Below are 26,713 nucleotides of genomic sequence, written 5' to 3' on the forward strand. Positions count from 1 at the left end.
CGGACGGCAAACCATGGATCGTCTCGGCGATCGCCGGTTGACTGACGAACATGCGTATCAGCCCATTCGTCATCCTGACCAGCATCACCGCCATCGCCAGCGCCGCCGCAGGCGGAATGATGTACGTGTTTTCCACCTTCGTCATGCAAGGCCTAGATCGCACCGGGCCCGTCGAGGCGATCACCGCGATGCGCGGCATCAACGCCGAGGCGAACGCCAGCGCACCGTTCCTCCTGGCGTATCTCGGTGCGGCGGTGCTGGCGTTCGTGGTCGGCGTCATCGCCGTCGTCCAGCTGGGCAGGCCGGGGAGACGCTGGGTACTGATCGGTGCCGTCTTCGGGGTCCTTGCGGCGATCATCACGATGGCCTTCAACGTCCCGCTGAACGACCACCTCGACAGCGTCGACCCGCAGGGTCTATCCGCGGGCGACGCCGCCGGCGAGTGGCTGGCGTACTACCAGCCGTGGACGGCGTGGAATCACGTCCGGACGATCACCGCGTTCGTCGCGGCAGCCTCGATGTTGATCGGCCTGCTCCAGGATCGCGCCGACGCATCGGCACGGCCGTGAGCAACCGACCCGCGTACTTGAGTTTCGGCCTGGCCTTGCTGGTCGGCTTCGGCGCGCTGTTCCTCGTCATCACCGCGCTGAGTGAGGCGCTACAGGATCAGCAGGTGCCCGCGCTGCTGTGGCCGACTGGATCCGGTCTCGTCATCGGGCTGGTCTATCTCGCAGGAGGGATCGCCCATCGTGACGTCCTCCAATATGGGCTCGGCGGCTGGCTTGCCGTGACGTCTCCGGCCGCGTTGTTCCTAGAGGGAGCGAACGTGTACTGGGCCTTGGCCCTAGCCGGCGGAGTGGCCTATCTGGTCGCTGCGGTGCTGGAGCCGTCCGCGGTCAGCCCGACGGTCGACGTCGGCGTCGCGCCGGCGCTCATGACCAGGCCGTAGAGCGGTCCACCCCAGGCGTGCAGGCCGCTCGCGGTAGGTGCGTACGAGGTGTGAATAGCGATGTCGGCGGCCGTCACCTTGGGTGAGTCGGGGACGGAGTCGCACACCGGGTCGCCGATGTCGCAGACGCTGACGGTGCGGGTACCGATCTCGGGCGGCAGCGGCGAGGTCGGCGCGGAAGCCAGGAACGAGTGCTCTTGTGCAACGCCCTTGCCAAGGCCACGCACTAGCGCCGTCGATCCCATGTTGATGGTGGTGTCGGTGGGTAGCCGGTCGCCGTCGGCGATCAGCAGCGCGGCGGCCATGTGCGGGTCGTCCGCGAGATCTTCCAGGTTGCGGTGGATCACCATGGCGCCCTGCGAGTAGCCGGCCAGCACCACCTTGGTGACGGGGCAGCGCTCGGTGAACGCCTCGAACTGGTCGGCGGCCGCATTGGTGCCGACCTTGACGCTGTCCATGAAGTGCATCCAGTCGCCAAGCCCGCCGTCCAGCGGTGCCGCGACGGCCGGGTACTGAACGGCCTCGGCGGTGATCGTCTGGCCGCTCGCGGCCAGTTCGGCCTGCAACTGCAGGTACGACTGGTAGACCACGGCGCCCATGCCGCCATTGGCTGTCAGGCCGGCACCGTCACGCTGGCCCGATCCGGCAGCGCCCATCCAGTGGAAGTCGCCGCACCCGGGTGCGGCCGCGGCGGTGCCCGTGGCCATTCCTGCCAGCGCCGTGCCTGCCACCAGAATGGCCAATCCAAGACGACGAATCACGATGAGTTCCTCCAACCCTGGCGGCAGCACGTGTGCGATTGCGCTACCGCGTCAACCCGGTTATCGGTCCCAGTACCGGTCTGCGTTACAGCTGTTACAACTGAGGTCTACTTCCAGGCGAATACTGGCTGCTCGAGCTCGTCGACCGGGTCATCCCGACCCTCCAGGCCCAGCCACCGCAATTGCAGCAGCACGGCACCCGTGGGTGCGTGGATGAGGTCGTTTCCCAATGGGATTTGCACGACAGGACGTGGGCTTTCCGGGATCGTGATGAACCGCGGCGAATCCTCGCGCATCAGTTGGTGCAGCCCCACCCGGTATACCGCCACCACCTCGTCGGGCGCGGGACGGAGGTCGAGCCGTCCGCTACCCCAGATCACCACCGGGGTGATGACGTATCCGGACCGGGTCGGATAGTCGTCGAGCAGTCCCAGCACGGCCGAGTCGGGCAGCACGACGCCAACCTCCTCGTCCAGTTCCCGCAGCGCGGCGTCGACCGCCGTTTCGCCGGGGTCGACGCGGCCACCGGGCAACGCCCACTGCGCGGCGTGCGAGCTGAGCCGGGACGCCCGGCGGCACAGAAGGAAGGCGGCGCCGCCGGAAACGTCGACCATGCGGCCGTCGAGGGACTCCGGCATGGGTCGCCCATCGATCCAGTCCTCGACGGGCGCCGGGTCCACCCTGTCCTCGCCGACCTCGGAGTCGACGAGGACCACCGCGACGGCCGCGTGCTTCTTCGTCGGGTCGGTCACGACGCGGCGGTCGTGGCCCGCCAGGTGCGTTTGGATTCGGTCGCGCAGCGCCACGTCGTAGGTGATCGTCACCGTTCGACCATATGCAGGGGCCGCAGGACGGCGGACAGGGCGTCGTCCAGGATGTCGAGGCCCGCATCCAGCTCTGCATCGGTGATGGTCAATGGCGGGGCGATGCGGAAGATCCCGCCCATGCCTGGCAACTGCACGATGTTCATGTGCAAACCGCGATCCAGGCAGGCGGCGGTGACCTGGCTTCCGAGGGCGTCGGCCGGCGTCTTCCTGGCCTTGTCGGTGACCAGTTCCATGCCCTGCAACAAGCCGCGTCCGCGGACGTCGCCCACCTCTTCATATCGGTCGCGCATGCCGTCCAGCCGGGTCGCGAGCCGTCGGCCGAGAGCCGCGGCCCGTTCGACGAGCCCGTCCCTGTTGACGACGGTGAGCACGGTCAGGGCGACGGCTGCCGCGAGGGGATCCGACACGTGCGTGGTGAAGAACAGGAATCCTCGCTCGTGGCAGACGCTTTCGATCTCCTCGCTGGTGACGACGGCGGCCACCGGCAGCCCCGCGCCCAGGGTCTTCGACAGTGTCAGCAGGTCCGGGATGATGCCGTCCTGCTCGAACGCATACATCAGTCCAGTGCGACCGATCCCGGTCTGTGCCTCGTCGACGATCATCAGCATGCCGCGCTCGACGCAGAGTTCCTTGAGCCGGCGCAGGTATCCCGGCGGCGGCTCGATGATCCCGCCGGAGGACAGGATCGGTTCGATCAGGCACGCTGCCAAGCTGCCCGACGATTGCGCATCGACGGTCGCGAACCCGTACTCGAGCTCGGATTGCCAGTCGTAGGTTCCGTCGGCGTGACGGAACGGCGAGCGGTAGCCGTTCGGTGTCGGCAGCGTGAGATTGCCCGGCATCGGGGGTCCGTAGCCTCGCCGCCCAGCGCTGAACGTGGCCGAGGCCGCACCCGACGTCATTCCGTGCCAGGACCGGTCGAAGGAGACAACTTCGTACTTGCCGGTGTAGAGCTTCGCCATCTTGATGGCCGCCTCATTCGACTCCGCCCCGGTAGTGAGGAGCAGAACCTTGCTCAGCGAGTCGGGCAACGTCGCGGTCAGCCTTCTCGCGAGTTGCACCACTGGGACGCTGAGCATTCCGCTGTGCAGATGATCGAGGGTTTCCACCGCCGTCGTCACCGTCTCGACGATGTCGGGATGTGAATGCCCGAGGATCGAGCTCATCTGCCCAGAGGTGAAGTCCAGGATTGCGTTTCCGTTTTCGTCGTAGACGTAGCTTCCGTTGGCCCGCTTGATGATTCGTGGGACGAACGCCGACCCGTAGCGCACCACGTGACGCTCGGCGTCCTGCCAGAACTGCTCGGTGTCCACCAGGCTCCTCTCGTTGCTTCGCTTGACGACCCTGTCACTTAGTGACACAGTAGGTCATGTCACTTAGTGACACGACAGGAGAGGTGGTCGCCATCGTCGACAATGCCCCCGCGCGGCTCGCTGTCTCCAGGCACGCCTGCGCGCTGTTCTGGAAACACGGGGTCACCGGGACCAGTGGCGACGACATTGCCTCTGCTGCAGGGCTTTCCACGCGCACCATCTGGCGATACTTCCGATCGAAGGAGAGTTGCGTCGAACCGGTCCTCGCCAAATCGCTGGACCGATTCCTCGCCGTGGTGGACCGGTGGCCAGCCGAGTTGTCCCTCGGAGATCACCTTGCCGCAGACGCCGTCACGCACCCTCTGACACCCCAGGACATCGACGACGAGATCGGTGCGATGCGGATCGCCACCATGACGGCGTCGGAACCCGCCTTGCGCACCGCCTACCTGATGGTCCACGACGAGATGGAACGCGGGCTCATTCCCGTTGTCGCCAAACGGCTTTACCGTTCCGAGGACGACCTGATCGTTCGACTCTGCGCGGCGGCAGTCACCGGCGCGCTGCGCGTCATCGACGAGGACGTCAGCAGGGCCATCGTCGTCGACGAGACCGAGGTCAGCCAGAGCGAGGCGTTGTCACTGATCGACCGCGCCATCCTGGAGGCCACCAACGGTCGCTTCGGAGGACCTGTCACGGCCTGATTACCGATCTCCAACCACCACCTACGAACTCAAGGAGTCGCATGACCCTGCCCGAAATCATCCCCGTAGAAGCACTCTTCGATTCGCCCGTCCGCGCCGGTGCATCGATCTCACCCGATGGAACCAAGATCGCCTACCTGGCGCCGTGGAAGAACCGGCTCAACGTCTGGGTGCAGACGATCGATTCGGACGACGACGACTCGCGCTGCGTCACCGCCGACGACAACCGCAGTGTGTACATCCACCAATGGACCGACGACCCTCGGTGGCTGCTGTACTACCAGGACGGCGACGGCGACGAGAACTGGCACCTCTACCGAGTCGACCTGGACGATCCGGCCGCTCCCGCAGTCGATCTCACACCGTTCCCCGGAGCCAAGGCCGTCCCGCTTGACGAAGCGAGGAAGGGCAGGGTCGTCGTCGGGATCAACAAGCGGACCATCGAGCTGTTCGACCTGTACGAAGTCGACATCGCCACAGGAGAACTCACCCTGCTCGCCGAGAATCCAGGCCACGTCGCGTCCTGGCTCTGCAGCCGCAACGGCGACCTACTCGCCACGGCGTTGACGGCCGACGGCGACGTCGAGCTGTCGAGATGGGACAAGGACACACGTACGTTGCATGCGGTGGCGGTGTTCGACGGCACCGACTATCCGATGAGCGTGTACCCGATGGTGATCACGCCCGACGGCACCGGTGTCTGGCTCGGTTCCAACCGGGATTCCGACCGCACCCGCCTTGTCCGGCTCGACTTGGCCACCGGCACGGAGACCGAGGTGGACAGTCACCCGACGTTCGACCTCGACACGCACTATGGAGGCCATGGGCCGCTCATCCAGAGTCGGCGGACCGAGGAACTGATCGGGGCGAGGTATCTCGGTGAGCGGCAGGTGATTCACGCGCTGGACCCGGATTTCGCCGCCGTCCTGGAAAACGTGGAGAAGCTGTCCGACGGAGACATCGGCGCCATCTCCTCCGACGAGAGCGAGCAGCGCTGGCTCGTCAGCTTCATCGACGATCGCGAGCCCGGCCTCACCTATCTCTACGACCATTCCACGGGTGAGAGTCGGCTGCTCTTCCGGCCGTATCCGGATCTGGATCCCGAAGCGCTGGCTCCAATGACACCGGTGACGATCCCATCCCGTGACGGGCTGCAACTCCACTCGTATCTGACGTTGCCCGTCGGGATCGAGCCCAAGGGGTTGCCATTGGTCCTGCTCGTCCACGGCGGCCCGTGGGCACGCGACACCTGGGGGTATCAGCCCGACGTGCAGCTGTTGGCCAACCGCGGATATGCGGTGCTACAGGTCAACTTTCGCGGCTCGACCGGTTACGGCAAGGCGTTCGTCAAGGCTGCCATCGGAGAATTCGCGGGCAGGATGCACGACGATCTGATCGATGCCGTGAACTGGGCCGTCAAGGAGGGCTACGCAGATCGCGATCGCGTCGGGATCTTCGGCGGCTCCTACGGCGGATACGCCACATTGGTCGGCGTCACCTTCACCCCTGACCTCTTCGCCGCGGCCATCGACTACGTCGGAATCTCGAACCTCGCGAACTTCATGCGGACCCTGCCCGCCACGGCCAGGCCGCACTTGGCCAACAACTGGCACCTGTTCGTCGGAGATCCTTCCGATCCGGTCCAGGAGACCGACATGCTGGCCCGCTCACCGATCACTCGCGTGGATCAGATCCGCACCCCGCTACTGGTGGTCCAGGGCGCCAACGACACTCGAGTCGTGCAGACCGAATCCGACAATCTCGTCGAGGCACTGCGCGCCCGGGGAGTCGAGGTCGAGTACATGGTCAAGACCGACGAAGGGCATGGCTTCCTGAACCCGGAGAACCAGATCGACATGTACCACGCCGTCGAGCGCTTCCTCGCCGAGCACCTTGGCGGTCGGGCACTCAACCCGTAGCAGCTCGACACGAAGCAGGTGCCCGTGTCGATGGTGGCGTCGATGTCAGGCACGCTGGTCCCCACGATGTCCCTCCTCTCACCGCCGAACGCCGACCCCGACGAACTGTTCGCCTCCTTCGCCGCATGGGCCGAGACGAACGGCACGGCCCTGTACCCGGCGCAGGAGGAGGCGCTGATCGAGCTGGTCAGCGGGGCGAACGTGGTTCTTGCGACGCCGACCGGGTCGGGCAAGTCGCTGGTCGCGACCGGTGCGCTGTACGCAGCGCTGGCGGCGGGCCGTCGCAGTTACTACACCGCACCGATCAAGGCGCTGGTCAGCGAGAGGTTCTTCGCGCTGTGCGACGTGTTCGGCGCGGCGAACGTCGGCATGCTCACCGGGGACGCGTCGGTGAATCACGAGGCGCCGATCATCGCCTGCACGGCGGAGGTGCTGGCCAACATCGCGCTGCGCGAGGGTGCCGACGCAGACATCGGGTTGGTGGTGATGGACGAGTTCCACTTCTACGGCGACCCGGACCGCGGCTGGGCCTGGCAGGTGCCGCTGCTGGAACTGCCGAACGCCCAGTTCCTGCTGATGTCGGCGACGCTCGGCGACGTCACGTTCCTGCGCGAAGACCTGACCCGGCGCACCGGCCGCCCGACGGCGTTGGTCGCCAATGCCGAGCGCCCGGTACCGCTGCACTACTACTACGCGACGACGCCGATGCACGAGACGATCCAGGATCTGCTCGACACGAAGCAGGCGCCGATCTACGTCGTTCACTTCACGCAGGCCTCCGCGCTGGAACGGGCGCAGGCACTGATGAGCGTCAACGTCAGCACCAAGGAGGAGAAGGCGGCGATCGCCGAGCTGATCGGCGCGTTCCGATTCTCTACGGCCTTCGGCACGACGCTGTCGCGGCTGGTCCGGCACGGCATCGGCGTGCACCACGCCGGGATGCTGCCCAAGTATCGGCGGCTGGTGGAGCAGCTGGCACAAGCCGGCCTGCTGAAGGTCATCTGCGGCACCGACACGCTCGGCGTCGGCATCAACGTCCCGATCCGCACCGTCGTGTTCTCCGCCCTGTCGAAGTACGACGGTGTTCGCACCCGCCTGCTGCAGGCCCGCGAGTTCCACCAGATCGCCGGACGGGCTGGCCGCGCAGGCTATGACACCGCGGGCACCGTGGTCGTACAGGCGCCCGACCACGAGGTGGAGAACCTCAAACAGTTCGCCAAGGTGGCCGACGACCCGAAGAAGCGACGAAAGCTGGTGCGCCGCAAGGTACCCGAGGGCATGGTGCCGTGGAGCGAGTCGACCATGACCCGGCTCGTCGAGGCGACCCCCGAGCCGTTGACGAGCAACATGAGGGTGTCGACGGCGATGATCCTCGACGTCGTCGACCGGCCCGGCGATCCGTTCATCGCGATGCGCAGGCTGCTCACCGACAACCACGAACCACGCAAGCGGCAGCTCAAGCACATCCGCGAGGCGGTCGGCATCGCGCGCTCACTGCTGCAAGCCGGAGTGCTCGAGCACCTTGATGCACCCGAGCCCGACGGAAGGCGATACCGGCTGACCGTCGACCTGCCACCCGACTTCGCGCTCAACCAGCCGCTGTCGACGTTCGCGCTCGCTGCCGTCGACGTGCTCGACCCGGCGTCGGAAACCTATGCGCTGGACGTGGTCTCGGTCATCGAGGCCACACTGGAGGACACCCGCCAAATCCTGGCCGCACAACTGAACAAGGCAAGGGGCGAGGCCGTCGCCCAGATGAAGGCCGAGGGCATCGAATACGACGAGCGGATGGAGTTACTCGACGACGTCACCTATCCCAAGCCACTCGAGGAGCTCCTCGGCCACACCTTCGAGGTGTACCGGCAGAGCAACCCATGGGCCGCTGACGGCCAGCTGTCGCCGAAGTCCGTCGTACGCGAGATGTGGGAGCGGGCGTTCACCTTCCGGGAGTTCGTCAGCGTGTACGGGCTGACCCGCTCCGAGGGCGCGGTGCTGCGCTACCTCTCCGACGCCTTCAAGGCGCTGCGATCAGGAGTCCCTGCCGCCGCGCGCACCGAACAGCTGACTGACATCGTCGAGTGGCTCGGAGAGCTTGTCCGCCAAGTCGATTCGAGCCTGCTCGACGAGTGGGAGCAGCTCACCAGTCCAGACCAGCCGCTCGACGCGCCCGTGACGGTGCCGGCTCGCCCACGCCCGCTGACCGGGAACGAGCGGGCATTCACCGCGATGGTCCGCAACGCGCTGTTCCGCCGGGTGGAGCTGTTCGCACGGCGCCGCTGGTATGACCTCGGCGAGTTGGACGGCGCCTCCGGATGGACCGCGGAGCGGTGGGAAGAGGTCATCGGCGAGTACTTCGCCGAGCACGACGACGTGGGCATCGGCGCCGACGCCCGAGGCCCGGCCCTGCTGATCATCGACCGCCAACCCGGCGTGTGGCGAGTGCGCCAGATCCTGGACGACCCTGCGGGCGACCATGATTGGGGCTTCGACGTGGAAGTGGACCTGGAGGCGTCCGACGAGGAGGGCGCCGCGGTGCTGCGCGTCGTCGAGGCTGGTCGGATGGACTAGTCGTCCCCGGCCGCAACCAGGGAACGCAGGTGCACGGTGGGATTGTCCCTTTGGACGTTTTCGAGGCGCCACTTCGTGGAGAACACAGCCAGGACGACACCGTCGGTACGGGTGAACACCTCGACTGACGCCAGTTTCTGCAGAACCTCGGCACCGGCGGCGTCGGTGGCGCGGGCCACCGTGTACGGAAGTGGCTCAAGCTGAATCGGCGCACTGAATTCGGCAACCATCCGATGGCTGGCCACCTCGAACTGCATGGGCCCGACGGCGGCGAAGACAGGCGCCTGATCACCGCGCCGGTCCGAACGCAGCACCTGGATGACGCCTTCCTGGTCGAGCTGCTCGATCCCCTTCCGGAACTGCTTGTGCTTGCTCGGATCGGTGCCGCGCGCGACGGCGAAGTGCTCGGGGGAGAAGCTTGGGATCGGCGGGTACTGGACGGGGACGTCGACATAGAGCGTGTCGCCGGGGCGCAGAGCGTTGGCGTTGGCCAGTCCGATCACGTCGCCCGGCCACGCCGTGTCCAGCGTCGAGCGCTGCTGCCCGAAAACCGACTGCGCGTACTTGGTGACGAACGGCTTGCCCGTGGCGCCGTGGGTCAGGACCTCACCACGTTCGAAAGTGCCCGAGCACACCCGGGCGTACGCGATGCGATCACGATGGGCCGAGTCCATGCCCGCCTGGACCTTGAAGACGAAGGCACTGAACGGCGCAGCGGCTTCACGTCTGTTGCCCTCGACGTCGAGCTGCCCCCTCGGCGGCGGAGCGATCTGGACGAGCACGTCGAGGAGCTGGTTCACCCCGAAGTTGAGCACCGCCGAGGTGAAGAGCACGGGCGTCGACTCGCAGCCCAGGAAAGTCGCCGGGTCGTAATCGGATCCATCGGCCTCGAGGAGCTCGGACTCCTCGACCGCGCGATCCCAGTCGACGCCCGCCGAGTCGTGGGCGTCATCCGGGGCGATGTGCTCTTCAGGAGCGGCCTTGGCGCCACCCGCCGTGCGGGTGTACCGGATGAAATTTCCGGTGCGCCGGTCGAGGACACCCTTGAAGTCGCCTGCGACGCCGACCGGCCACGTCAGTGGGGTGGGACGAAGGCCGATGCGCGACTGGATCTCATCAAGGAGCTCGAGCGGGTCGCGGCCGGGGCGGTCCCATTTGTTGATCACCGTGATGATCGGGATCCGACGATGCCGGCACACCTGGAACAGCTTGAGTGTCTGCGGCTCGAGGCCCTTCGCGGCGTCGATGAGCATCACGGCGCAGTCCACGGCGGTCAGGACGCGGTACGTGTCTTCCGAGAAGTCGGCGTGGCCCGGGGTATCGAGCAGGTTGATGACGGCCGTTTCCCCGGTCTGGGTCTGGTACGGGAATTGCAGAGCCGTCGAGGTGATGGAGATACCGCGGGCCTTCTCCATCTCCATCCAGTCCGACACGGTGGCGCGGCGACCGGACTTGCCGTGGATGGCGCCGGCCTCGGTGATGGCCTTGGCATGCAGGACCAGGGCCTCCGTCAAGGTGGACTTGCCGGCGTCGGGATGGCTAATCACCGCGAACGTCCTACGACGTCGCGCTTCGGCGGAGATGCGGTCTGTCTGACGCCGAGGGGCGGCCGTCGACACACCCGAGGCTGTATCGGTCATTACATGTCGAGCTTATTGGCCGGAAGCGCAGAAACGATAATCGGGCAAACGCGCTGGTGGTCCACCGACAGGTCGAATCGAAGGCAATTGCGTGTGCGCAACCAGACGCGCGCTGCCTCCACCACCACCGTCGACGCCCGCGCGTACCGCTGCCCGGTTGGCGTTGGCTGGGGCAATGCCACGCCAGTCGCGGTAGCGCTACCTCAGATCGTCGGACCGTCCTGCCGCCAATCGGGACCACTGCGCCGTCGGGCGTCCGTTCAGCCGGAACTCGTCACCGTCGGGCACATACCGCTGTGGCCAGCCATCGGGTGAGTCCTCCCAGGTCTCCTGCCTGCCATAGACGGTGAGATCGAGAAGGTGATAGCTGGTCGCGCCCGCCTCGGTGCCACGGTTGGTGGTCCGATACGTCTCGAACACGCGATCGCCATCCCGCAGATAGGTCGCGTAACCGCCGAAAGACGTTTCACCGAGCAGACTCTCGATGGATTCGGCCGCCGAGTACCACGGCATCTGCCAACCCATGAAGTCGCGGTAGCGCGCGCTCTCGCCGTACGGACCCTCGCAGAACGTCGCGTAGGTGACGTCGCGACTGTGCAGGTACGACAGCTCCAGCGCATGTCCGGTGAAGAACGTGCACCCCTCGCACTGCTGCTCGGCGGGCTTGCCGTCGTGCCACATGTGAAAGTAGGCCAGCAGCTGCCGTCGTCCCTCGAATACCTCGATCAGCGGCACCGGCCCGTCGGGCCCGACCAGCGGGGCTCGTGCATCGACCTCGACCATCGGTAGTCGGCGCCGGGCCGCCGCAATCGCGTCCCCCTCGCGGGTATGTGCCTTCTCCCTCTCCAACAACCGATCCAGTTCTGCCTGCCACGCAGCCCTGTCGACGACGGTTGGCAATGGGTAATCGTCCGTATCCATGTTGGTATGGACCGGCTCGCCACGCAGAAGTCATCGCGGCAGGAGTGCCTGGGTGCCGAGGACGGCGAGGAGGGCGAGCCGCTCAGCGTCACTGCCAGTCCTAGGAAGACGGGTCTGCTGGCTGACTCGGCGACGTCAAGGCATCGTGGTGCCATGACGACGACACTGATCACCGGAGCCAACAAGGGCCTCGGCTTCGAGACCGCCCGCCAACTGATCGCCGCCGGACACACGGTCTACCTCGGCAGCCGGGACGCCGAGCGCGGGCACCAGGCCGCGGACGAGCTGGGCGCTCGGGCGGTCCAGATCGATGTCACCGACGACGCATCGGTGGAGGCTGCCGCGAGAGCAATCGAGGCCGACGGAGGGCTCGACGTCTTGGTCAACAACGCCGGGGTGGAAGAGCGCGGCCCGAACAACGTCGTGCTCGGCCCCGCCGACATCACCGCCGACGTGATGCGAAAGACATTCGAGACCAACGTCTTCGGCACCGTCCGCGTCCTGCACTCGTTTCTGCCGCTGCTGAACCGGTCCCCAAACCCCGTGGTGGTCAACGTGAGCAGCGGGCTAGCATCGTTGACGCGTCTCTCCGTCGCTCCTGCAGCCATCTATCCGGGCGTTGCCTACCCGGCGTCGAAGACCGCCGTGAACATGATCACCCTGCAGTACGCAAAGGCGTTCCCGCACATGCGAATCAACTCCGTCGAGCCCGGGTTCACCAAGACCGACCTGAACGGCAACACCGGCACCCAAACCGTCGAACAGGGTGCCGAGATCATCGTGCGGATGGCGCAGCTCGGCGCCGACGGACCCACCGGCGGGTACTTCGACGCACATGGCCCCCTGCCCTGGTGATGGGCAACGGGGAATACCGTGGTCGACGCGGGGGTTGACGCGACGGGGTCGATCGATAGGGATGGCGTATGAAAATCGGAATCTCCACGTTTGTCACCGATGACGGCATCGACTCGGTGTCGCTTGCCCGTGCGATCGAGGATCGGGGTTTCGATTCGCTGGTGATCGCGGAGCACACGAACATTCCGGCAAGCCGGGAGACGCCGTACCCGACGGGTGGCGAGTTGCCGGACATGTATTACCGGACGCTGGATCCGTTCGTCACCCTCGCCGCGGCGGCGGCCGTGACCTCGCGGATCGAGCTGTTCACCGGGATCGCCCTGCTCATCCAGCGCGACCCGATCATCACCGCGAAAGAGGCCGCGAGCATCGACTTGATCTCCGGCGGCCGGTTCACCTTCGGTGTAGGCGCCGGCTGGAACATCGAGGAGTTGCGCAACCACGGCACGGACCCCAAGACGCGCGGTGCTCTGTTGGACGAGCGCATCGAGGCGATCACGGCGCTGTGGACGACGGAACCCGCCGAATACCACGGCAAGTACGTCGACTTCGATCCGACGTACCTTCGGCCCAAGCCGGTTCAGAAGCCGCATCCGCCCATCTACATCGGCGGCAACTCCGATGCCACCGTCAAGCGGGTGATCCGGCACGACGCGGGGTGGATCGCCAACCCGTTCCCGGTGGAAGTGCTGAGCAAGCGGATCGGTCAGATGCGCGACGGCGCAGGCCATGACGTCCCGCTCGCTCAGTTCGGCACTCCCACCGACCTCGACTACTGGCGCGCCGTGGATGACCTGGGATTCGGCCAGATCGCGCTGCTCCTACCCACGAAGCCACTCGACGAATCTCTTCGACTGCTCGACGAGTACGCCGTGCTGGTGGATCGGTATCGCGACTAGCGAGAAGGAGCTGGCACCGCCCAGGCGCTGCCCTGCTCGCGGTCGAGCACCGTCTCGCCCTTGTTCTTGAGTCCGAACACGTACACCAGCAGGCTCACGGCGATCACCACCGTCACGTAGCCGATGAACAAGGTGATGTGATCCGGCTTGGCCGCCTGGTACAGCAACGGCGCCGTGCCACCGAACACCGAGTTCGCCAGCGCGTAGCCCAAACCCACACCCAGAGCCCGGATTTCGGCGGGGAACAGCTCCGCCTTCACGATGGCGTTGACCGACGTGTATCCGGTGATGATGACGTAGCCGACGGCCAGGATCACGAACGCCGTCACCGCTGAGGTGGTCTTCGGCAGGAACGTGAGAAGGACGTAGGTGTAGAGGACGCCACCAACGCCGAAGAAGATCAGCAGTGGCTTGCGTCCGATCCGGTCGCTGATGAGGCCGCCGACGGGCTGCAGCAGCATCAGGAAGATCAGCCCGAGCAGGTTGACCCACGTCGCCGTCAGCGCCCGGTCAGTCCCGAAGGTGGACTTGACGATTGCGGGTGCGTTGACGCTGTAGGTGTAGAAGGCGATCGTGCCGCCTGCCGTGATGAGGAAGACCAGAAGCAGGGGCCGCCAGTGCACGGTGAACAACGTCTTCATGGATCCCGCGTCGCGGTCCTTGCCCTCGCGGATGGACTCCAGGTGCGATTCGCTCAGCGACTCGTCCATCGAGCGGCGAATCCAGAGCACCACCAGCGCGGCGATGCCGCCGATGAAGAAGCCGATCCGCCACCCCCACGCCTTGAGGTCGTCGGTATCCAGGAAGTGCAGCGCGATGAGCAGCGTGAACTGCGCGAGAACGTGACCGCCGATGAGGGTGACGTACTGGAAGGACGACAGGAAGCCGCGCCGATTCGCGGTGGCCGCCTCGGACATGTACGTCGCCGACGTGCCGTACTCACCACCGGTGGCGAACCCCTGAACGAGCCGGGCGAAGACCAGGATCACCGCCGCCCACCATCCGATGATCTCGCGGGTTGGCATGACCGCAACCAGGAATGAGCAGCCCGACATGACGCTGATGCTGAGCATCAGCGAGGTCTTGCGGCCACGACGGTCGGCGAACCTTCCGAAGAACCACGAACCCACCGGGCGCATGAGGAAGGTGACCGCGAAGATCGCGTAGATGTACACCGTCGAGTTGGTGTCGTTCTTGTCGAAGAACTGTGCCTCGAAATAGCTCGCGAAGACCGTGTAGACGTAGACGTCGTACCACTCGACGAGGTTTCCCGCGGAGCCCCTGACCGTGTTGAGCACCGCCCGCTTGGTGCTCGTTTCAGCGCGTGTCGGACCGGTCGTCGCATCGCTCATTCTGGGACGGTAACGGATCCTACCCCGACCTCACAGCGGCTTTCCAGGTATGCAGCGGTGGGTAATGTCGGATTCATGGAGTACCGCAGCCTCGGACGTACCGGAATCCAAGTCAGCCCGTTGTGCCTGGGCGCAATGATGTTCGGCGGTTGGGGCGAACCCGACCACGACACGTCGATCGCCACCGTCCACGCCGCGCTGGATGCCGGCATCAACTTCATCGACACCGCCGACGTCTACTCGCAGGGCGAATCGGAGGTCATCGTCGGCAAGGCCCTTGCCGGCGGCAGACGCGACGACGTGGTGCTCGCCACGAAGGTCCACATGCAGATGGGCGTACCCGTCCTGTCGCCGGTAGGCACCAAGGGCGATCCCAACAAGCGCGGAAACTCGCGGCGCTGGATCGTCACCGAAGTCGAGAACAGCCTGCGCCGGCTGAACACCGACTGGATCGACCTGTATCAGATTCACCGCCCCGACCCCGACACCGACGTCGAGGAGACCCTCGGCGCTCTCACCGATCTGCAGCGGCAAGGCAAGATCCGCGCGTTCGGCTCATCGACGTTCCCCGCCCACCAGATCGTGCAGTCGCAATGGGCCAGCGAGCGGCGTGGTCTCGGCCGGTTCGTCACCGAACAGCCGCCCTATTCGCTGCTGGTCCGCGGGATCGAGGCCGACGTCCTGCCGGTGGCCCAGGAGTACGGGATGGGCGTGCTGCCATGGAGCCCGCTCGCCGGGGGCTGGCTCACCGGCGGCTACCGCAAGGACGCGGACCTTCCCGAATCCAGTCGCCGCACCCGAATGCCTGCCCGGTACGACATGTCCACTCCAGACAACCAGCGCAAACTCGACGCCGCCGACGCACTGGGCCGGCTTGCCGACGACGCCGGGCTGCCGCTGATTCACCTCGCCATTGCGTTCGTGATGCAGCATCCGGCGGTCACCGCGCCGATCATCGGCCCGCGCACCCTCGACCATCTGAAGTCCCAGATCGGCGCGGCCGACGTCACGCTGTCCGCAGAGATTCTCGACAAGATCGACGAGATCGTGCCGCCAGGGTCGACGATCACGCGAACCGACCAGGGCTATCTGCCCCCGTCGTTGACCAACCCGTTCCTCAGGCGCCGCCGCAGCGCGTGACGTACCCCGTTTGCACCTGGCGGGCATACCGGCTTTCCTGGTGTGGTGCCTGATATGAATCGTCGCCACGCGATGTCCCTGGTCGGGGTCGCCACGCTGGCGGCCGCGATGCCCATGCCCGCCGCCGAGGCTGCGCCGCCCGCTACCTATCTCTTCCGCGATGAGTTCGACGGCCCCGCCGGCTCAGCCCCGGATTACTCCAAGTGGGAGCCCGCGCTGGAACGCGAGTCGATGGAGGACCCGACGTTCTGGGAGCTGCCCGCGAACGTCGGCCAGTACCGCGACGACCGCCGGAACCTCTTCGTCGACGGCAAGTCCAATCTGGTGATCCGCGCAGCCAAGGACGGCAACACTTTCTACAGCGGCAAGCTCTTCGGGAAGTACCGAGGACCCATCGGCACCACGTGGGAAGCCCGGATCAAGCTGAACTGCATCACCCCCGGCGCCTGGCCCGCGTGGTATCTGGCCAACAACGATCCCGTCACCGGCGGCGAAGTCGACATCATGGAGTGGTACGGCAACGGTAGTTGGGCGCCGGGAACCACCGTGCACGCAAAGCTGAACGGCGGCGAGCACCAGAGCCAGACCATCGCGGTGGATAGCGGGTGGCATACCTGGCGCACCCAGTGGGATGCGAACGGTATCCGCTTCTGGAAGGACTACGTCGACGGCGCGCAACCGTACTTCAACGTCTCGGCCAGCGCGCTGCCCGATTGGCCCTTCAGCGCACCGGGTTACACGCTGTTTCCGATCCTGAATCTCGCGGTTGCCGGCTCCGGCGGTGGCGATCCCAGCGGGGGTACCTACCCGGCGGACATGCTCGTCGACTACGTGCGCGTCTGGTGACTTAGATCACACTTGCTCGTGTCACATCTGGCCGAGCAGGTGTGTCTAAGAGGTGCAACCACTTACGACGAGGAGTGCACCATGGATCCCCGCTTGAATCTGTTCACCAACCCGACCGCAAGCAAGATCATGAAGTACGTCAGCGGGGCGGGAAAGGCGATCAGGGACTCGCCGCTGCCGGACACGACGCGAGAGCTGGTGGCGTTGCGCGCCAGCCAGATCAACGGCTGCGCTTTCTGCACCGACATGCATACCAAGGATGCGACGCTCGCCGGTGAGACCGCGACGCGCCTGCACCTCGTCGCGGTGTGGCGCGAGGCAACGGTGTTCACCGATGCCGAGCGCGCCGCCCTCGAGCTGGCGGAGCAGGGCACCCGCATCGCCGACGCGGCAGGCGGCGTGCCCGACGACGTGTGGGCCAACGCCGTCAAGCACTACGACGAGGACCAACTGGCCGCGCTGGTGTGCCTGATCGCCTTCATGGGCACCGTCAACCGCTTGAACGTCATCGTTCAGCAGCCCGCTGGCGACTACCAGCCCGGCCAGTTCGGCTGACTCAGTAGGGCTTAGCACCCTCTGGCAGCACGAATTCCGAGACTGGCGCGGCGACACCGTTGACGGTCGTCCCACCGTTGATCATGGACGGGGCCATCGGCAGCATGCTCTGGGGGAAGCCGAGCGTCGGCTCGGTGATCGCGTCGAGCCGGGCCAGCTCCTCGGCGGTGAGCGTCACGTCGAGGGCACGGATGTTGTCCTCGAACTGCGACATCCGGCGCGCCCCGATGATGATCGACGTCACCCCGGGTTTCGCGTGGACCCAGGCCAGCGCCACGCTGGCGACAGATGTGTCGTGCGCCTTGGCGATGATCTCGAGTTCGTCGACGACGTCGTACGTCTTCTCGTTCACGTCTAGGAGCGCGCCGCGATCGCCTTCGCGCTGACCGGCATTGGACCGCGTGTACTTGCCGCTCAGCGCCCCGCCGCTGAGCGGTGACCACGGCGTGATCCCGAGGCCGAATTCGCCTGCCATGGGCACCAATTCCTGCTCGACCGTGCGTTGCAGCAGCGAGTACTCGATCTGCAGTCCGACGAATGACGACCAGCCGCGGAAGCGCGCGATCAGGTTGGCCTCCACGATCTTCCAGGCCGGGGTGTCCGACACCCCGAGGTAGCGCACCTTGCCCGCCCGAACCAGGTCGTCGAGTGCGGCCATCGTCTCGTCGATGGGGGTGTTCGCATCCCACATGTGCAGCCAGTACAGGTCGATGTAGTCGGTTTGCAGGCGCCGCAGCGAGTTCTCGCAGGCATTGACGATCGCCTTGCGGCCCGAACCGCCGCCGTTGGGATCACCCGGGTAGAGGTTGCCGCTGAACTTGGTGGCGATCGTCAGCCGGTCCCGGCGGGCGGGATGCCGCCCGACGTGGTCGCCGATGATCTTCTCGGAGTGGCTCGCGGTGTAGAAGTTGGCGGTGTCGATGAAGTTGCCGCCGAACTCTACGTAGCGATCGATGATCTCTTCGGATTCCTCCACACTGGAGCCCCAGCCGAGGTCTTCGCCGAACGTCATCGCGCCAAGGCACAGCGGGCTGACACGCAGACCGGATCGGCCGAGTGTCACGCAGTGATCCAAGGGCATGGATGGACCCTCTCTGATAGATTGTTTACTTATGAGTTTGTACGGTTCTGAACTAGTTTATCTTTGAACTACTTGTTGGGCAAGGTCGATGTCTCGAGGCGATGCGGCGAAGGTCTGGTCGCTGAACTACCGGTTGTTGCTGTCGGTGATTTCCGCCGCCGAGGCCGGTATCAACGCGTTGGGGCTCGAATCCAAGGAACTGTTCCTGCTCGCCGAGATCGACGAGCATCCCTACCCTGCCGAGCTGGCGTCAACGCTGAACATGCCCAAGGCCACGGTGACGCTCTATCTAAAACGGCTTGAGACAGCGGGATTCATGCGCCGCGAGATCGATTCCGCCGACCTGCGGCGCCATCGCCTCCTGCTCACCCCGGCTGGACGTCAAGCCACCAAGGACGGTCTGGCACTGCTATCGGACGCATTCGACGAACGCCTCGGACGCCTCACCGCCAAGCAGCAGGACGAGCTCAAGAACCTGCTCGAGAAGATCGTCTGAGGGTGCTGAACCCGGCGTGTCAGGCAGAGCCAGCTGGCACGATGCGTGACGAGGTGACTTTTCGACTACGTCATCGATCACGAGCTAACGATCATCGGTTTCACCGCACAAGCACTGAGTTCGAGAATTGCTCCGATCGACGCGTCTGCCTGCAATCCCAGCAAAAGTGCACAACCGGGAAAACTCGCTTCTCAGAAGCGGGTTCGCCAAAAAACGATTGCGTTCACGCACCGGAATGGCCAGCATGGAGTTGCCGGGTACGGCGTTCTGCGATCTGCCCGGTGCCATTGAAGACCGAGGGGGTTCGGATAATGCGCTGTCGCAGGGGCGATGCCGTGATTGCTCGCCAAGAGATCGAGGGAAGGGACCGGCCACTCGTACCCGCGGGTTCCCGCGGCACGGTTGTGAGCACGACGATGCTGGGTAGACCGAAGAAGGTGTTCTTCGCGGTCTCTGACGGGTGGGGGCTCAAGCGTTTCGAGGTGATGGTTGGCCGACGCGACGTGGATTCAGCGCAATGCGACGCGGAGACCAGTCCCACCGCTGCGCTCGAGTAGTCACAGAGTTAATTGTGCAGTTGGCGGTGACTCGTCAAAGCCGTTGGGCCGATACGTAAAAGGTCGGGGGTGCCTTGACGTCGGCACCTGCAGCGACGCCACGGCCGAAGCGTTCCATCTGTTCGGCCGCTGTTTCCGCCGACGCATCCCAACCGTGCTCGGTGAGCCATTCGACGACGTCGGTGCGCTCCTCGTTGTACACCAGGTCGTCGACGTCCGTGATCTGCACCTTCATCATCTCGGCGGCGGCCGTTCTCATCCGCTGCGTCTGTTCTCGCTCGTGGGCCAACCGGTCCGGGTCCAAGACTTCCTTGCTCGGAGAGTTGGCGGCGAGCCGGCTGCCTGCCGGACTCAATGCGTGTATGCGCTCGAACAACAAGTCCTGGGCCTGAGCCGGCAGGTAGCGCAGCAGTCCTTCGACCGACCATACTGTCGGCTCCGACGGAGCAAATCCGTGCTCGCGGAGCGCCTTCGGCCAATCCTGGCGCAGGTCGATCGGAATGCTCACTCGGCGACACGTCGGCTCGTGCTCCCGTAGCGTCGCCGCCTTGAACTCCAGCACGCGCGGCTGGTCCAGCTCGTACAGCACGGTGCCGTCCGGCCAGGGAAGGCGCCAGGCACGCGCGTCCAACCCGGCCGCAAGGATCACGACCTGACGAGCTCCCGCGTTGGCGGCGTCGACGAAGAATTCATCGAAGAAGGCTGTCCGCGTTGCCATGAAATCGACGAACATGCGCATCCGCGTGACCAGCCCAGGCTCGGCAGCGGCCAGTTCGTCCGGTACCGAACCGCCGAATAGCGTCCACATTCCCTCGCCCGCGGCATCAAGAAACATTCGCGCGAACCGGTCTTCGATGAGTGGGGTTTCACGCTCCGTCTCGGCCGCGCGCGCCGCTGCCACGCCCAGAGCCGTCGCGCCCACGCTCTCGGTAATCTCCCAGGAATCATCGTCAGCCCGCGGCATCGTCACTCCTTCGCCTCAACGTCATCGACCTCGAAGGACTCCTTTGGCGAGCGCCTCAAGACCTCCAGATCTTTCCGTTGTTACCACATCTGTCTGAAACCACGCCTGGCATGACGCTGTCACCGCGACCGAGCACGCCGTCCAAGGAAGATGCTGTCGAGAAGGGCGTTCGCCGGAGTGATCGTCTCGGAGGCCGGTCCGCATATCGTGCCCACTGACGTGGTCAGGCCCGTCGGCAACGAGATCGGTTGTCGTCAAGGCGAACAGGTGGCTCTCATCCAGATCCTCGAATTCGGTGCTATGAAATATGAGCAGGCATAGCAACAACCGCCCCAAGCGGGCCATGAGCCAGACCCCTCCTCGCATCGATTTTGATGATGCAATACATCGAATCTATGCGTTGTACAGATGCGACCTGTAGCGGAATCATGGATCCCACTAGCGAGTCCGTCTGAGCACTGGAGGGTTGGGATGTCGAGCCAAGAGATCGAGGTGCTCGTCGTCGGTGCGGGTCAAGCCGGTATCGCGATGAGCGAGCATCTCGGTGTGCACGGCATCCCGCACCTCGTCGTCGAGCGCGATCGCATCGCCGAGCAGTGGCGTTCGCGGCGGTGGGACTCCCTGGTGGCCAACGGGCCCGCGTGGCATGACCGGTTTCCTGGTCAGGAGTTCGACATCGACCCCGACGCGTTCGCCGCGAAGGAACAGGTCGCCGATTACTTCGTCGCCTACGCCGAGAAGGTCGACGCGCCGATCCGCACCGGCGTCGAGGTGACGTCGGTACGAAAGAACGACGGCCGACCGGGTTTTCGCGTCGAAACGTCGGACGGCACCATTGAGGCGCGCCACGTGGTCGCTGCGACGGGAGCGTTCCAGAAGCCGGTCATTCCGCCGGTCGTCCCCGAGAGTGCCGGGATCCCTCAGATCCACTCCAGCTCCTACCGCAATCCGCAACAGTTGCCCGACGGCGCCGTCCTCGTCGTCGGAGCCGGATCGTCCGGGGTGCAGATCGCCGACGAACTTCAGCAGTCGGGCCGCCAGGTCTACCTCGCAGTCGGCCCGCACGACCGGCCGCCGCGGAGCTATCGCAGGCGCGACTTCTGCTGGTGGCTCGGCGTTCTCGGCAAATGGGAGGCATCTGCACCTCCACGCGGCGCCGAGCACGTGACCATCGCCGTCAGCGGCGCCCACGGCGGAAACACCGTCGACTTCCGGGCGCTGGCCGCCAGCGGTATCACCCTCCTGGGAATGGCAGGCCCGTACGACGACGGCATCGTGTCCTTCGCGTCCGACCTTCGCACCAACATCGAGAACGGTGACGCGAACTACCTGTCCATGCTCGACGAGGCCGATGCCTACATCACCCGCAACGGGCTCGATCTGCCCGAGGAGCCGCGGGCCCGCATCCTCGGTCCCGACCCCGACTGCATGACCAACCCGATCCGCGAGCTCGACCTCGCAGCCGCAGGCATCACCTCGATCGTCTGGGCGACCGGCTTCGCCTTCGACTACGGCTGGCTGCAGGTCGACGCGTTCGACGGCACCGGGAAGCCGCAGCACCAGCGCGGCATATCGTCCGAGCCCGGCGTCTACTTCCTCGGCCTGCCCTGGCAGTCGCGACGCGGATCGAGCTTCATCTGGGGGGTGTGGCACGACGCCAAGTACCTCGCGGATCAGATTGCCATCCAACGCGGCTACCACGCCTACAAGGCCTCCGGGCCGTCCGACGACTAGCAGAAAGGAACGCTGGTCATGTCAACGACGCACAAGCGGATCCGGCCCTTCAACACCAAGGACACCTACCCCGAACAGGACTTGGACAACGACCTGTGCCAGGCCGTCGTCGCAGGCGGAGTGGTCTACCTGCGCGGACAGATCGGCCAGGATCTCGACACCAGGGAGTCGGTGGGCATCGGCGACGTCGCAGTGCAGACCGAGAAGGCCATGAGCAACATCGCGATGCTCCTCGACGAGGCAGGCAGCTCACTGCGCGACATCGTCAAGGTCACCGTGTATCTCACCGACATCCGTTACCGCAAAACCGTTTACCGGATCATGGGCCGCTGGCTCAAGGGCGTTCACCCGGTCTCGACGGGGCTGGTCGTCGAGGCCCTCGCGCGTCCAGAATGGCTGGTGGAGATCGACGCCACCGCCGTCATCAGCGACGGCAGCGGCGCATGACGTTCTCGCTCGTCGCCAGGGACGCTGGCACCGGCGCATTCGGCATCGTGATCTGTTCGTCGAGCCCCGCGGTCGCGTCGCGCTGCGCACACGCAAGGGCCACCGTCGGGGTGGTCGCATCGCAGAACGTCACCAACCCCGCACTCGGCCCCGTCGTGCTCGACGCACTCGCCAGCGGCTCCGATGCGGACGCGGCGCTCAAAGCCGCACTGGCACAGGAGAAATTCCCGGACTACCGGCAACTGACCATCGTCGACGTCGATGGGAACACAGCGGTGCACTCCGGAGCGCAGAGCCTTGGCGTGCACACCCACGTTCAGGGCGATCAAGCGGTGGCCGCGGGCAATCTGCTGAAGGACGAGGCGGTGATCTCCGAGCTGCTGACTGGTTACGCCGACAGCACCTCGGCGGCGTTCGAAGAGCGTCTCCTCGACGGCCTGCGGGCGGCAATGGCCGCCGGGGGCGAAGCCGGTCCCGTGCACTCTGCGGGCTTGGTTGTGGTGGAAGGTGTTCCGTGGCCGGTGACCGATCTGCGGGTCGACTACGCCGACGATCCGATCGGCGATCTGGCTCGGCTGTGGCAGGTCTGGGAACCACAGAAGGACGGCTACCGCGTCCGAGGCATCGACCCCACCCGCGCACCCTCCTATGGCGTGCCGGGGGATGAGTGACCGACCAATGACAGACACTGACGCGGTTACCGCCTCGGCCGTCACGGCCGCCCACCCGGCATTGATCCAACTGTCCCGCGACCTCTACGACCACCCCGAGACCGCGTGGGAAGAGGTCCGCTCAGCACGACGGGTCGCCGGGCAGCTGTCGGACAACGGATTCGACGTGACCGAACGCTACTGCGACCTCGACACGGCGTTCGCCGCCTGGATCGGCGGTGGCGATCTGCACATCGCGCTGTGCGCCGAGTACGACGCGCTGCCCGGCCTCGGGCACGCGTGCGGTCACAACCTGATCTCCGCCATCACCGTCGGCGCCGCGCTCGCGTTGGCGCCCGTCGTCGACGACCTCGGCCTGACCCTCACGGTGCTCGGAACTCCCGCCGAGGAGGGTGGGGGCGGCAAGATCGAGATGCTCGAGCGCGGCGGCTTCGGTAGACAGCATGCTGCCGCGATGGTTCACCCTGGCCCCGTCGACGTGGCAAGAGCTCGGCCATTCGCCGTGTCGCACAGCCACATCGAATACAAGGGCAAGTCAGCCCACGCGGCCGCCTTCCCGGAGCGCGGCGTCAACGCGGCCGACGCGTTCACCATCGCGCAGGTCGCGATCGGACTCCTGCGCCAGCAGCTGCCCTCATCGGTGCGGGTACACGGCATGATGACCCGCGGCGGGGAGGCCCCGAATGCGATCGCCGAGAACACCGCAGGGCGTTGGTACGTGCGCGCCGAGACGCTGGCCGAACTCGCCGACGTCGAGCCGAGGATCATGCGCTGCTTCGAGGCAGGCGCACTGGCATCCGGCGCGGTGCTCACCGTGACACCGGAATCCAAGCCCTACGCAGAATTCCGCACCGACGACGAACTTCTCGCTTGCTATGAACGGCGCGCGGCGGCGGTGGGCCGACGATTCAGCGATGGTCCCGCCGCCATGATGGCGCGTGCGTCCACCGACATGGGCAACGTCTCCCAGACGCTGCCTGCGATCCACCCGTACATCGGCATCGATTCGATGCCTGCGGTCAATCACCAGCCCGAGTTCGCCGCTGCCACCATCACCCCCGCAGCGGAAACTGCCATCGCGCAAGGAGCGCTCGCCCTGGCTGGCACGGTCGTCGACGCCGCCACCCAGACCCACATCCGCCACCGGCTGCTCGGAGAGTGAACGTGTCCCACTCCGTTCGCATCGAACACGACCTGCTCGGCGATCTGGAGGTTCCCGCCGACGTCTACTACGGCGTGCACACGGCACGCGCCCTGGACAACTTCCCCATCAGTGGGGTGCCCATCTCGAGCCACACCGACCTCGTCGTCGCACTCGCGTCGGTGAAACAGGCTGCCGCAGAGACCAATCAGCAGCTCGGGCTTCTCGACCCCGACATCGCCAAGGCGATCATCGCGGCATGCGTCGAGATCCGCGACGGGTCCCTGCACGAACAATTCGTCGTCGACCAGATCCAGGGCGGGGCTGGCACGTCGACCAACATGAACGCCAACGAGGTGATCGCCAACCGTGCGCTCGAGCTCCTCGGGCACGAGCGCGGCGCGTACCACGTCGTTCACCCGCTCGAGCACGTCAACCTCGGGCAGAGCACCAACGACGTCTACCCGACGGCGCTGAAGGTCGCCCTCGGCACCGCCTCGCGTTCCCTGGAGCGGGCACTACGAGGACTCGTCGAGCACTGCGCCGCCAAGTCCCTCGAGTTCGCCGACATGCTCAAGCTCGGACGAACCCAGCTGCAGGATGCGGTACCGATGACGCTCGGCCAGGAGTTCGGTGCCTTCGCGGTGACCATCGGCGAGGACGCCGACCGGATGAGCGAGGCCTCGATGCTGATCGCCGAGATCAACCTCGGCGGCACCGCCATCGGCACCGGCCTCAACGCGCACCCGGCGTACGCCGCGCTGGCGTGCGATCGGCTCCGCCACATCACCGGCCTGCCGCTGACCACCGCGGGAAACCTCGTCGAGGCCACCTCCGACGTCGGCGCCTTCGTTCAGCTGTCCGGTGTCACCAAGCGTGCCGCAGTGAAGCTTTCGAAGATCTGCAACGACTTGCGGCTGTTGTCCTCTGGCCCGCGAGCCGGCTTCGGCGAGATCAACCTTCCGCCCGTGCAGGCAGGCTCCAGCATCATGCCTGGCAAGGTGAACCCCGTCATCCCCGAGGTCGTCAACCAGGTCGCCTTCGAGGTGATCGGCAACGATCTCACCATCACCATGGCCGCCGAGGCCGGGCAGTTGCAGCTGAACGCGTTCGAGCCGATCATCGCCCGTGCGCTGCTGTCGTCGCTGCGCCACCTCACCGCCGCGGTGAACGTCCTTGGCGAGCGCTGCATTCGGGGCATCTCCGCCAACGTCGACCACATGCGCGACGCCGTCCTGCAGTCGGCCAGCATCGCCACCGCACTCAACCCGGTCCTCGGTTACGAGGCCGCCACCGCGCTCGTCGCCGAGGCCATCGCCACCGGTGCATCCATACCGGATCTGGTACGACGGTCGGCACTCCTCGACGACGTCGTGCTCGCCCGCATGCTGAGTCCCGAAAACCTCTGTCGCCCACACGATTCCTGAAACGCTAGGCGCCGCTGGGCCCTTCGCGGTCGGCGAAGATGGCGCGCGCGGCCTCAGCGACGGCGCGCGCGCGGGCGGTGGTGCGCACCGCCTGCAGCCGGGCCAGCACGATCGGTAGGCCAGGGAGGTCGTCCTTGATGGCGACGGCGCTCACCGCTCCCCCGTCGTAGGTGCCCTGGTGCGCAGGCATCTGGTTGAGGATCGAGAACCCGTGACCCCGCGCAACCAAACCGCGGACCGCTTCGTAGCTGGCCGAGCGGTACCGAATCCGTGGTTTCACACCGGCTTTGGCGAGCATTGCCTCGAAGTAGTCCCTGCTGTCGGGCAGATCGAGCAGCACCATCGGCTCGTCGGCCAGCTCGGTCAGCCGGATGGACTTCCGCTTCGCCAGCCGATGTTCGGACGGCAGCGCCACGTACGGTGCCGCGACACCGACGTACTCGGCGTCGACACCGGCTCCGAGGCCAAGGTCATAGGTGAGTGCGAGCTCCGCGGTGCCGTTGCGCAACACGGTGCGGATGGCATCGGCGGAGGTCTCGATGACCTCCACCTCGAGATCGGGGTGCAGCGTGCCGAGATCGGACAGCAGACGAGGCAGCACGAACGGGGTGAGGGTGACGAAGCACGCCAACCGGACCGTGCCGTGCACCTGGTCGACGCGGCCGCTGGCACTGTCGAGCACCTCGTCGAGGTGGGCCAGCAGCGCCCGGGTGTCGCGGAGCATCTCCTCACCGGCCGCGGTCAGGGCCAAACCGCGGGCCCTGTGCCGGATGAACAGCTGCGAGCCGATCTGCTGCTCGAGCTGGCTGATCGCGGCCGAGACCGCCGACTGGGCGATGTGCAGCTCGTCGGCGGCCTTGGTCATCGACGAATGGGTGGCAGCCTTCACGAAGTACCGCAGCTGGGTCAGCGTGACGTCAGGACGTCGGCGCATGCTGGTACTCCC

The 26,713-nt window shown here is 65.9% G+C and carries 26 protein-coding genes; 17 read left to right on the plus strand and 9 right to left on the minus strand.

Annotation, left to right across the window (positions count from 1 at the left end):
- Positions 1-50: 50 nt before the first annotated feature.
- Both HNP02_RS14340 and HNP02_RS14345 read left to right on the plus strand, forming a co-directional pair.
- Complete coding sequence (locus HNP02_RS14340) at positions 51-569, plus strand: DUF1772 domain-containing protein (RefSeq protein ID WP_184439424.1); 519 nt, start codon at positions 51-53, stop codon at positions 567-569.
- On the plus strand, positions 566-949 hold the full coding sequence (locus tag HNP02_RS14345) for a hypothetical protein (RefSeq protein WP_184439426.1): 384 nt from the start codon (positions 566-568) through the stop codon (positions 947-949). The genes HNP02_RS14340 and HNP02_RS14345 overlap by 4 nt, the downstream gene beginning before the upstream one ends.
- On the opposite strand, the gene HNP02_RS14350 is transcribed toward HNP02_RS14345, so the two are convergent.
- From HNP02_RS14350 to HNP02_RS14360, 3 genes are all read right to left on the minus strand, one after another.
- On the minus strand, positions 862-1,710 hold the full coding sequence (locus HNP02_RS14350; RefSeq protein ID WP_309241553.1) for a cutinase family protein: 849 nt from the start codon (positions 1,708-1,710) through the stop codon (positions 862-864). The two genes, HNP02_RS14345 and HNP02_RS14350, sit on opposite strands and share 88 nt — an antisense overlap.
- Before the next feature lie 107 nt (positions 1,711-1,817).
- Positions 1,818-2,534 (minus strand): CoA pyrophosphatase, encoded by a 717-nt coding sequence (locus HNP02_RS14355; protein ID WP_184439428.1) that lies wholly within the window; start codon positions 2,532-2,534, stop codon positions 1,818-1,820.
- Positions 2,531-3,850 carry an aspartate aminotransferase family protein gene (locus HNP02_RS14360; RefSeq protein WP_184439430.1) on the minus strand — a complete coding sequence of 440 codons (1,320 nt, stop codon included), beginning with the start codon at positions 3,848-3,850 and terminating at the stop codon, positions 2,531-2,533. The genes HNP02_RS14355 and HNP02_RS14360 overlap by 4 nt, the downstream gene beginning before the upstream one ends.
- Positions 3,851-3,906: 56 nt before the next feature.
- On the opposite strand from HNP02_RS14360, the gene HNP02_RS14365 reads away from it, so the two are divergent.
- The 3 genes from HNP02_RS14365 to HNP02_RS14375 are packed head-to-tail and all read left to right on the plus strand — an operon-like array spanning position 3,907 to position 9,041.
- Complete coding sequence (locus HNP02_RS14365; protein WP_184439432.1) at positions 3,907-4,554, plus strand: TetR/AcrR family transcriptional regulator; 648 nt, start codon at positions 3,907-3,909, stop codon at positions 4,552-4,554.
- Between the two features lie 41 nt (positions 4,555-4,595).
- The gene (locus HNP02_RS14370; RefSeq protein WP_184439434.1) at positions 4,596-6,473 is read left to right on the plus strand and encodes a S9 family peptidase; all 1,878 of its coding nucleotides are present in this window, start codon (positions 4,596-4,598) and stop codon (positions 6,471-6,473) included.
- Positions 6,474-6,515: 42 nt separating this feature from the next.
- Entirely contained in the window at positions 6,516-9,041 is a 2,526-nt protein-coding gene (locus HNP02_RS14375) for an RNA helicase (RefSeq protein ID WP_184439436.1), read from the plus strand.
- On the opposite strand, the gene HNP02_RS14380 is transcribed toward HNP02_RS14375, so the two are convergent.
- Both HNP02_RS14380 and HNP02_RS14385 read right to left on the minus strand, forming a co-directional pair.
- Positions 9,038-10,681 (minus strand): peptide chain release factor 3, encoded by a 1,644-nt coding sequence (locus HNP02_RS14380; protein ID WP_184439438.1) that lies wholly within the window; start codon positions 10,679-10,681, stop codon positions 9,038-9,040. The genes HNP02_RS14375 and HNP02_RS14380 overlap by 4 nt on opposite strands.
- Positions 10,682-10,879: 198 nt before the next feature.
- Positions 10,880-11,602, minus strand: coding sequence for a DUF899 family protein (locus HNP02_RS14385; protein ID WP_184439440.1), 723 nt, complete (start codon positions 11,600-11,602; stop codon positions 10,880-10,882).
- A gap of 6 nt (positions 11,603-11,608) precedes the next feature.
- Between HNP02_RS14385 and HNP02_RS14390 the strand changes: the two genes are divergently transcribed.
- Positions 11,609-12,457 (plus strand): SDR family oxidoreductase, encoded by an 849-nt coding sequence (locus HNP02_RS14390; protein ID WP_309241554.1) that lies wholly within the window; start codon positions 11,609-11,611, stop codon positions 12,455-12,457.
- A 68-nt stretch (positions 12,458-12,525) separates the two neighbouring features.
- The gene (locus HNP02_RS14395; protein ID WP_184439442.1) at positions 12,526-13,356 is read left to right on the plus strand and encodes an LLM class F420-dependent oxidoreductase; all 831 of its coding nucleotides are present in this window, start codon (positions 12,526-12,528) and stop codon (positions 13,354-13,356) included.
- Here the strand turns inward: HNP02_RS14395 and HNP02_RS14400 are convergent.
- Entirely contained in the window at positions 13,353-14,708 is a 1,356-nt protein-coding gene (locus HNP02_RS14400) for an MFS transporter (RefSeq protein ID WP_184439444.1), read from the minus strand. The genes HNP02_RS14395 and HNP02_RS14400 overlap by 4 nt on opposite strands.
- 75 nt (positions 14,709-14,783) lie before the next feature.
- Here HNP02_RS14400 and HNP02_RS14405 point away from each other — a divergent pair, with 75 nt between their 5' ends.
- The 3 genes from HNP02_RS14405 (at position 14,784) to HNP02_RS14415 (ending at position 17,249) form a co-directional block, all read left to right on the plus strand.
- On the plus strand, positions 14,784-15,848 hold the full coding sequence (locus HNP02_RS14405) for an aldo/keto reductase (RefSeq protein ID WP_184439446.1): 1,065 nt from the start codon (positions 14,784-14,786) through the stop codon (positions 15,846-15,848).
- A 45-nt stretch (positions 15,849-15,893) separates the two neighbouring features.
- The gene (locus HNP02_RS14410) at positions 15,894-16,694 is read left to right on the plus strand and encodes a glycoside hydrolase family 16 protein (RefSeq protein ID WP_309241555.1); all 801 of its coding nucleotides are present in this window, start codon (positions 15,894-15,896) and stop codon (positions 16,692-16,694) included.
- Positions 16,695-16,775: 81 nt separating this feature from the next.
- Positions 16,776-17,249 (plus strand): carboxymuconolactone decarboxylase family protein, encoded by a 474-nt coding sequence (locus tag HNP02_RS14415; RefSeq protein WP_184439448.1) that lies wholly within the window; start codon positions 16,776-16,778, stop codon positions 17,247-17,249.
- A 1-nt stretch (position 17,250) separates the two neighbouring features.
- On the opposite strand, the gene HNP02_RS14420 is transcribed toward HNP02_RS14415, so the two are convergent.
- A complete protein-coding gene (locus tag HNP02_RS14420) occupies positions 17,251-18,330 on the minus strand; it encodes an aldo/keto reductase (RefSeq protein WP_184439450.1) in 1,080 nt (359 codons plus the stop codon).
- Between the two features lie 88 nt (positions 18,331-18,418).
- Between HNP02_RS14420 and HNP02_RS14425 the strand changes: the two genes are divergently transcribed.
- Together HNP02_RS14425 and HNP02_RS42245 are read left to right on the plus strand one after the other, a co-directional pair.
- Positions 18,419-18,826, plus strand: coding sequence for a MarR family winged helix-turn-helix transcriptional regulator (locus HNP02_RS14425; protein ID WP_184439452.1), 408 nt, complete (start codon positions 18,419-18,421; stop codon positions 18,824-18,826).
- A gap of 335 nt (positions 18,827-19,161) precedes the next feature.
- Positions 19,162-19,383, plus strand: coding sequence for a hypothetical protein (locus HNP02_RS42245; protein WP_221317600.1), 222 nt, complete (start codon positions 19,162-19,164; stop codon positions 19,381-19,383).
- A 34-nt stretch (positions 19,384-19,417) separates the two neighbouring features.
- Here HNP02_RS42245 and HNP02_RS14435 read toward each other — a convergent pair whose 3' ends face one another.
- The gene (locus tag HNP02_RS14435; RefSeq protein ID WP_184439456.1) at positions 19,418-20,347 is read right to left on the minus strand and encodes an SAM-dependent methyltransferase; all 930 of its coding nucleotides are present in this window, start codon (positions 20,345-20,347) and stop codon (positions 19,418-19,420) included.
- A 471-nt stretch (positions 20,348-20,818) separates the two neighbouring features.
- On the opposite strand from HNP02_RS14435, the gene HNP02_RS14440 reads away from it, so the two are divergent.
- The 5 genes from HNP02_RS14440 to HNP02_RS14460 are packed head-to-tail and all read left to right on the plus strand — an operon-like array spanning position 20,819 to position 25,767.
- Positions 20,819-22,081, plus strand: a complete 1,263-nt coding sequence (locus HNP02_RS14440; protein WP_184439458.1) for an NAD(P)/FAD-dependent oxidoreductase — start codon at positions 20,819-20,821, stop codon at positions 22,079-22,081.
- An 18-nt stretch (positions 22,082-22,099) separates the two neighbouring features.
- Positions 22,100-22,528, plus strand: a complete 429-nt coding sequence (locus tag HNP02_RS14445) for a RidA family protein (protein ID WP_184439461.1) — start codon at positions 22,100-22,102, stop codon at positions 22,526-22,528.
- The gene (locus HNP02_RS14450; protein ID WP_184439463.1) at positions 22,525-23,199 is read left to right on the plus strand and encodes a DUF1028 domain-containing protein; all 675 of its coding nucleotides are present in this window, start codon (positions 22,525-22,527) and stop codon (positions 23,197-23,199) included. Before HNP02_RS14445 ends, HNP02_RS14450 begins: the two co-directional genes overlap by 4 nt.
- Before the next feature lie 7 nt (positions 23,200-23,206).
- A complete protein-coding gene (locus HNP02_RS14455) occupies positions 23,207-24,361 on the plus strand; it encodes a M20 family metallopeptidase (protein ID WP_184439465.1) in 1,155 nt (384 codons plus the stop codon).
- Positions 24,358-25,767, plus strand: a complete 1,410-nt coding sequence (locus tag HNP02_RS14460; RefSeq protein ID WP_184439467.1) for an aspartate ammonia-lyase — start codon at positions 24,358-24,360, stop codon at positions 25,765-25,767. Before HNP02_RS14455 ends, HNP02_RS14460 begins: the two co-directional genes overlap by 4 nt.
- 4 nt (positions 25,768-25,771) lie before the next feature.
- Here the strand turns inward: HNP02_RS14460 and HNP02_RS14465 are convergent, their stop codons facing one another.
- Complete coding sequence (locus HNP02_RS14465) at positions 25,772-26,701, minus strand: LysR family transcriptional regulator (protein WP_184439469.1); 930 nt, start codon at positions 26,699-26,701, stop codon at positions 25,772-25,774.
- Between the last annotated feature and the right edge of the window lie 12 nt (positions 26,702-26,713).

The organism is Mycobacterium sp. AZCC_0083, assembly GCF_014202335.1.
GTDB lineage: Bacteria > Actinomycetota > Actinomycetes > Mycobacteriales > Mycobacteriaceae > Mycobacterium.

Bases quoted from the DNA above. Each gene is read 5' to 3' on its own strand.
- HNP02_RS14340 (WP_184439424.1), top strand. From the start codon at position 51: ATGCGTATCAGCCCATTCGTCATCCTGACCAGCATCACCGCCATCGCC.
- HNP02_RS14365 (WP_184439432.1), top strand. From the start codon at position 3,907: ATGTCACTTAGTGACACGACAGGAGAGGTGGTCGCCATCGTCGACAAT.
- HNP02_RS14370 (WP_184439434.1), top strand. From the start codon at position 4,596: ATGACCCTGCCCGAAATCATCCCCGTAGAAGCACTCTTCGATTCGCCC.
- HNP02_RS14375 (WP_184439436.1), top strand. From the start codon at position 6,516: ATGTCAGGCACGCTGGTCCCCACGATGTCCCTCCTCTCACCGCCGAAC.
- HNP02_RS14380 (WP_184439438.1), bottom strand. From the start codon at position 10,681: ATGACCGATACAGCCTCGGGTGTGTCGACGGCCGCCCCTCGGCGTCAG.
- HNP02_RS14385 (WP_184439440.1), bottom strand. From the start codon at position 11,602: ATGGATACGGACGATTACCCATTGCCAACCGTCGTCGACAGGGCTGCG.
- HNP02_RS14390 (WP_309241554.1), top strand. From the start codon at position 11,609: ATGGACCGGCTCGCCACGCAGAAGTCATCGCGGCAGGAGTGCCTGGGT.
- HNP02_RS14395 (WP_184439442.1), top strand. From the start codon at position 12,526: ATGAAAATCGGAATCTCCACGTTTGTCACCGATGACGGCATCGACTCG.
- HNP02_RS14400 (WP_184439444.1), bottom strand. From the start codon at position 14,708: ATGAGCGATGCGACGACCGGTCCGACACGCGCTGAAACGAGCACCAAG.
- HNP02_RS14405 (WP_184439446.1), top strand. From the start codon at position 14,784: ATGGAGTACCGCAGCCTCGGACGTACCGGAATCCAAGTCAGCCCGTTG.
- HNP02_RS14415 (WP_184439448.1), top strand. From the start codon at position 16,776: ATGGATCCCCGCTTGAATCTGTTCACCAACCCGACCGCAAGCAAGATC.
- HNP02_RS14420 (WP_184439450.1), bottom strand. From the start codon at position 18,330: ATGCCCTTGGATCACTGCGTGACACTCGGCCGATCCGGTCTGCGTGTC.
- HNP02_RS14425 (WP_184439452.1), top strand. From the start codon at position 18,419: ATGTCTCGAGGCGATGCGGCGAAGGTCTGGTCGCTGAACTACCGGTTG.
- HNP02_RS14435 (WP_184439456.1), bottom strand. From the start codon at position 20,347: ATGCCGCGGGCTGACGATGATTCCTGGGAGATTACCGAGAGCGTGGGC.
- HNP02_RS14440 (WP_184439458.1), top strand. From the start codon at position 20,819: ATGTCGAGCCAAGAGATCGAGGTGCTCGTCGTCGGTGCGGGTCAAGCC.
- HNP02_RS14445 (WP_184439461.1), top strand. From the start codon at position 22,100: ATGTCAACGACGCACAAGCGGATCCGGCCCTTCAACACCAAGGACACC.
- HNP02_RS14450 (WP_184439463.1), top strand. From the start codon at position 22,525: ATGACGTTCTCGCTCGTCGCCAGGGACGCTGGCACCGGCGCATTCGGC.
- HNP02_RS14455 (WP_184439465.1), top strand. From the start codon at position 23,207: ATGACAGACACTGACGCGGTTACCGCCTCGGCCGTCACGGCCGCCCAC.
- HNP02_RS14465 (WP_184439469.1), bottom strand. From the start codon at position 26,701: ATGCGCCGACGTCCTGACGTCACGCTGACCCAGCTGCGGTACTTCGTG.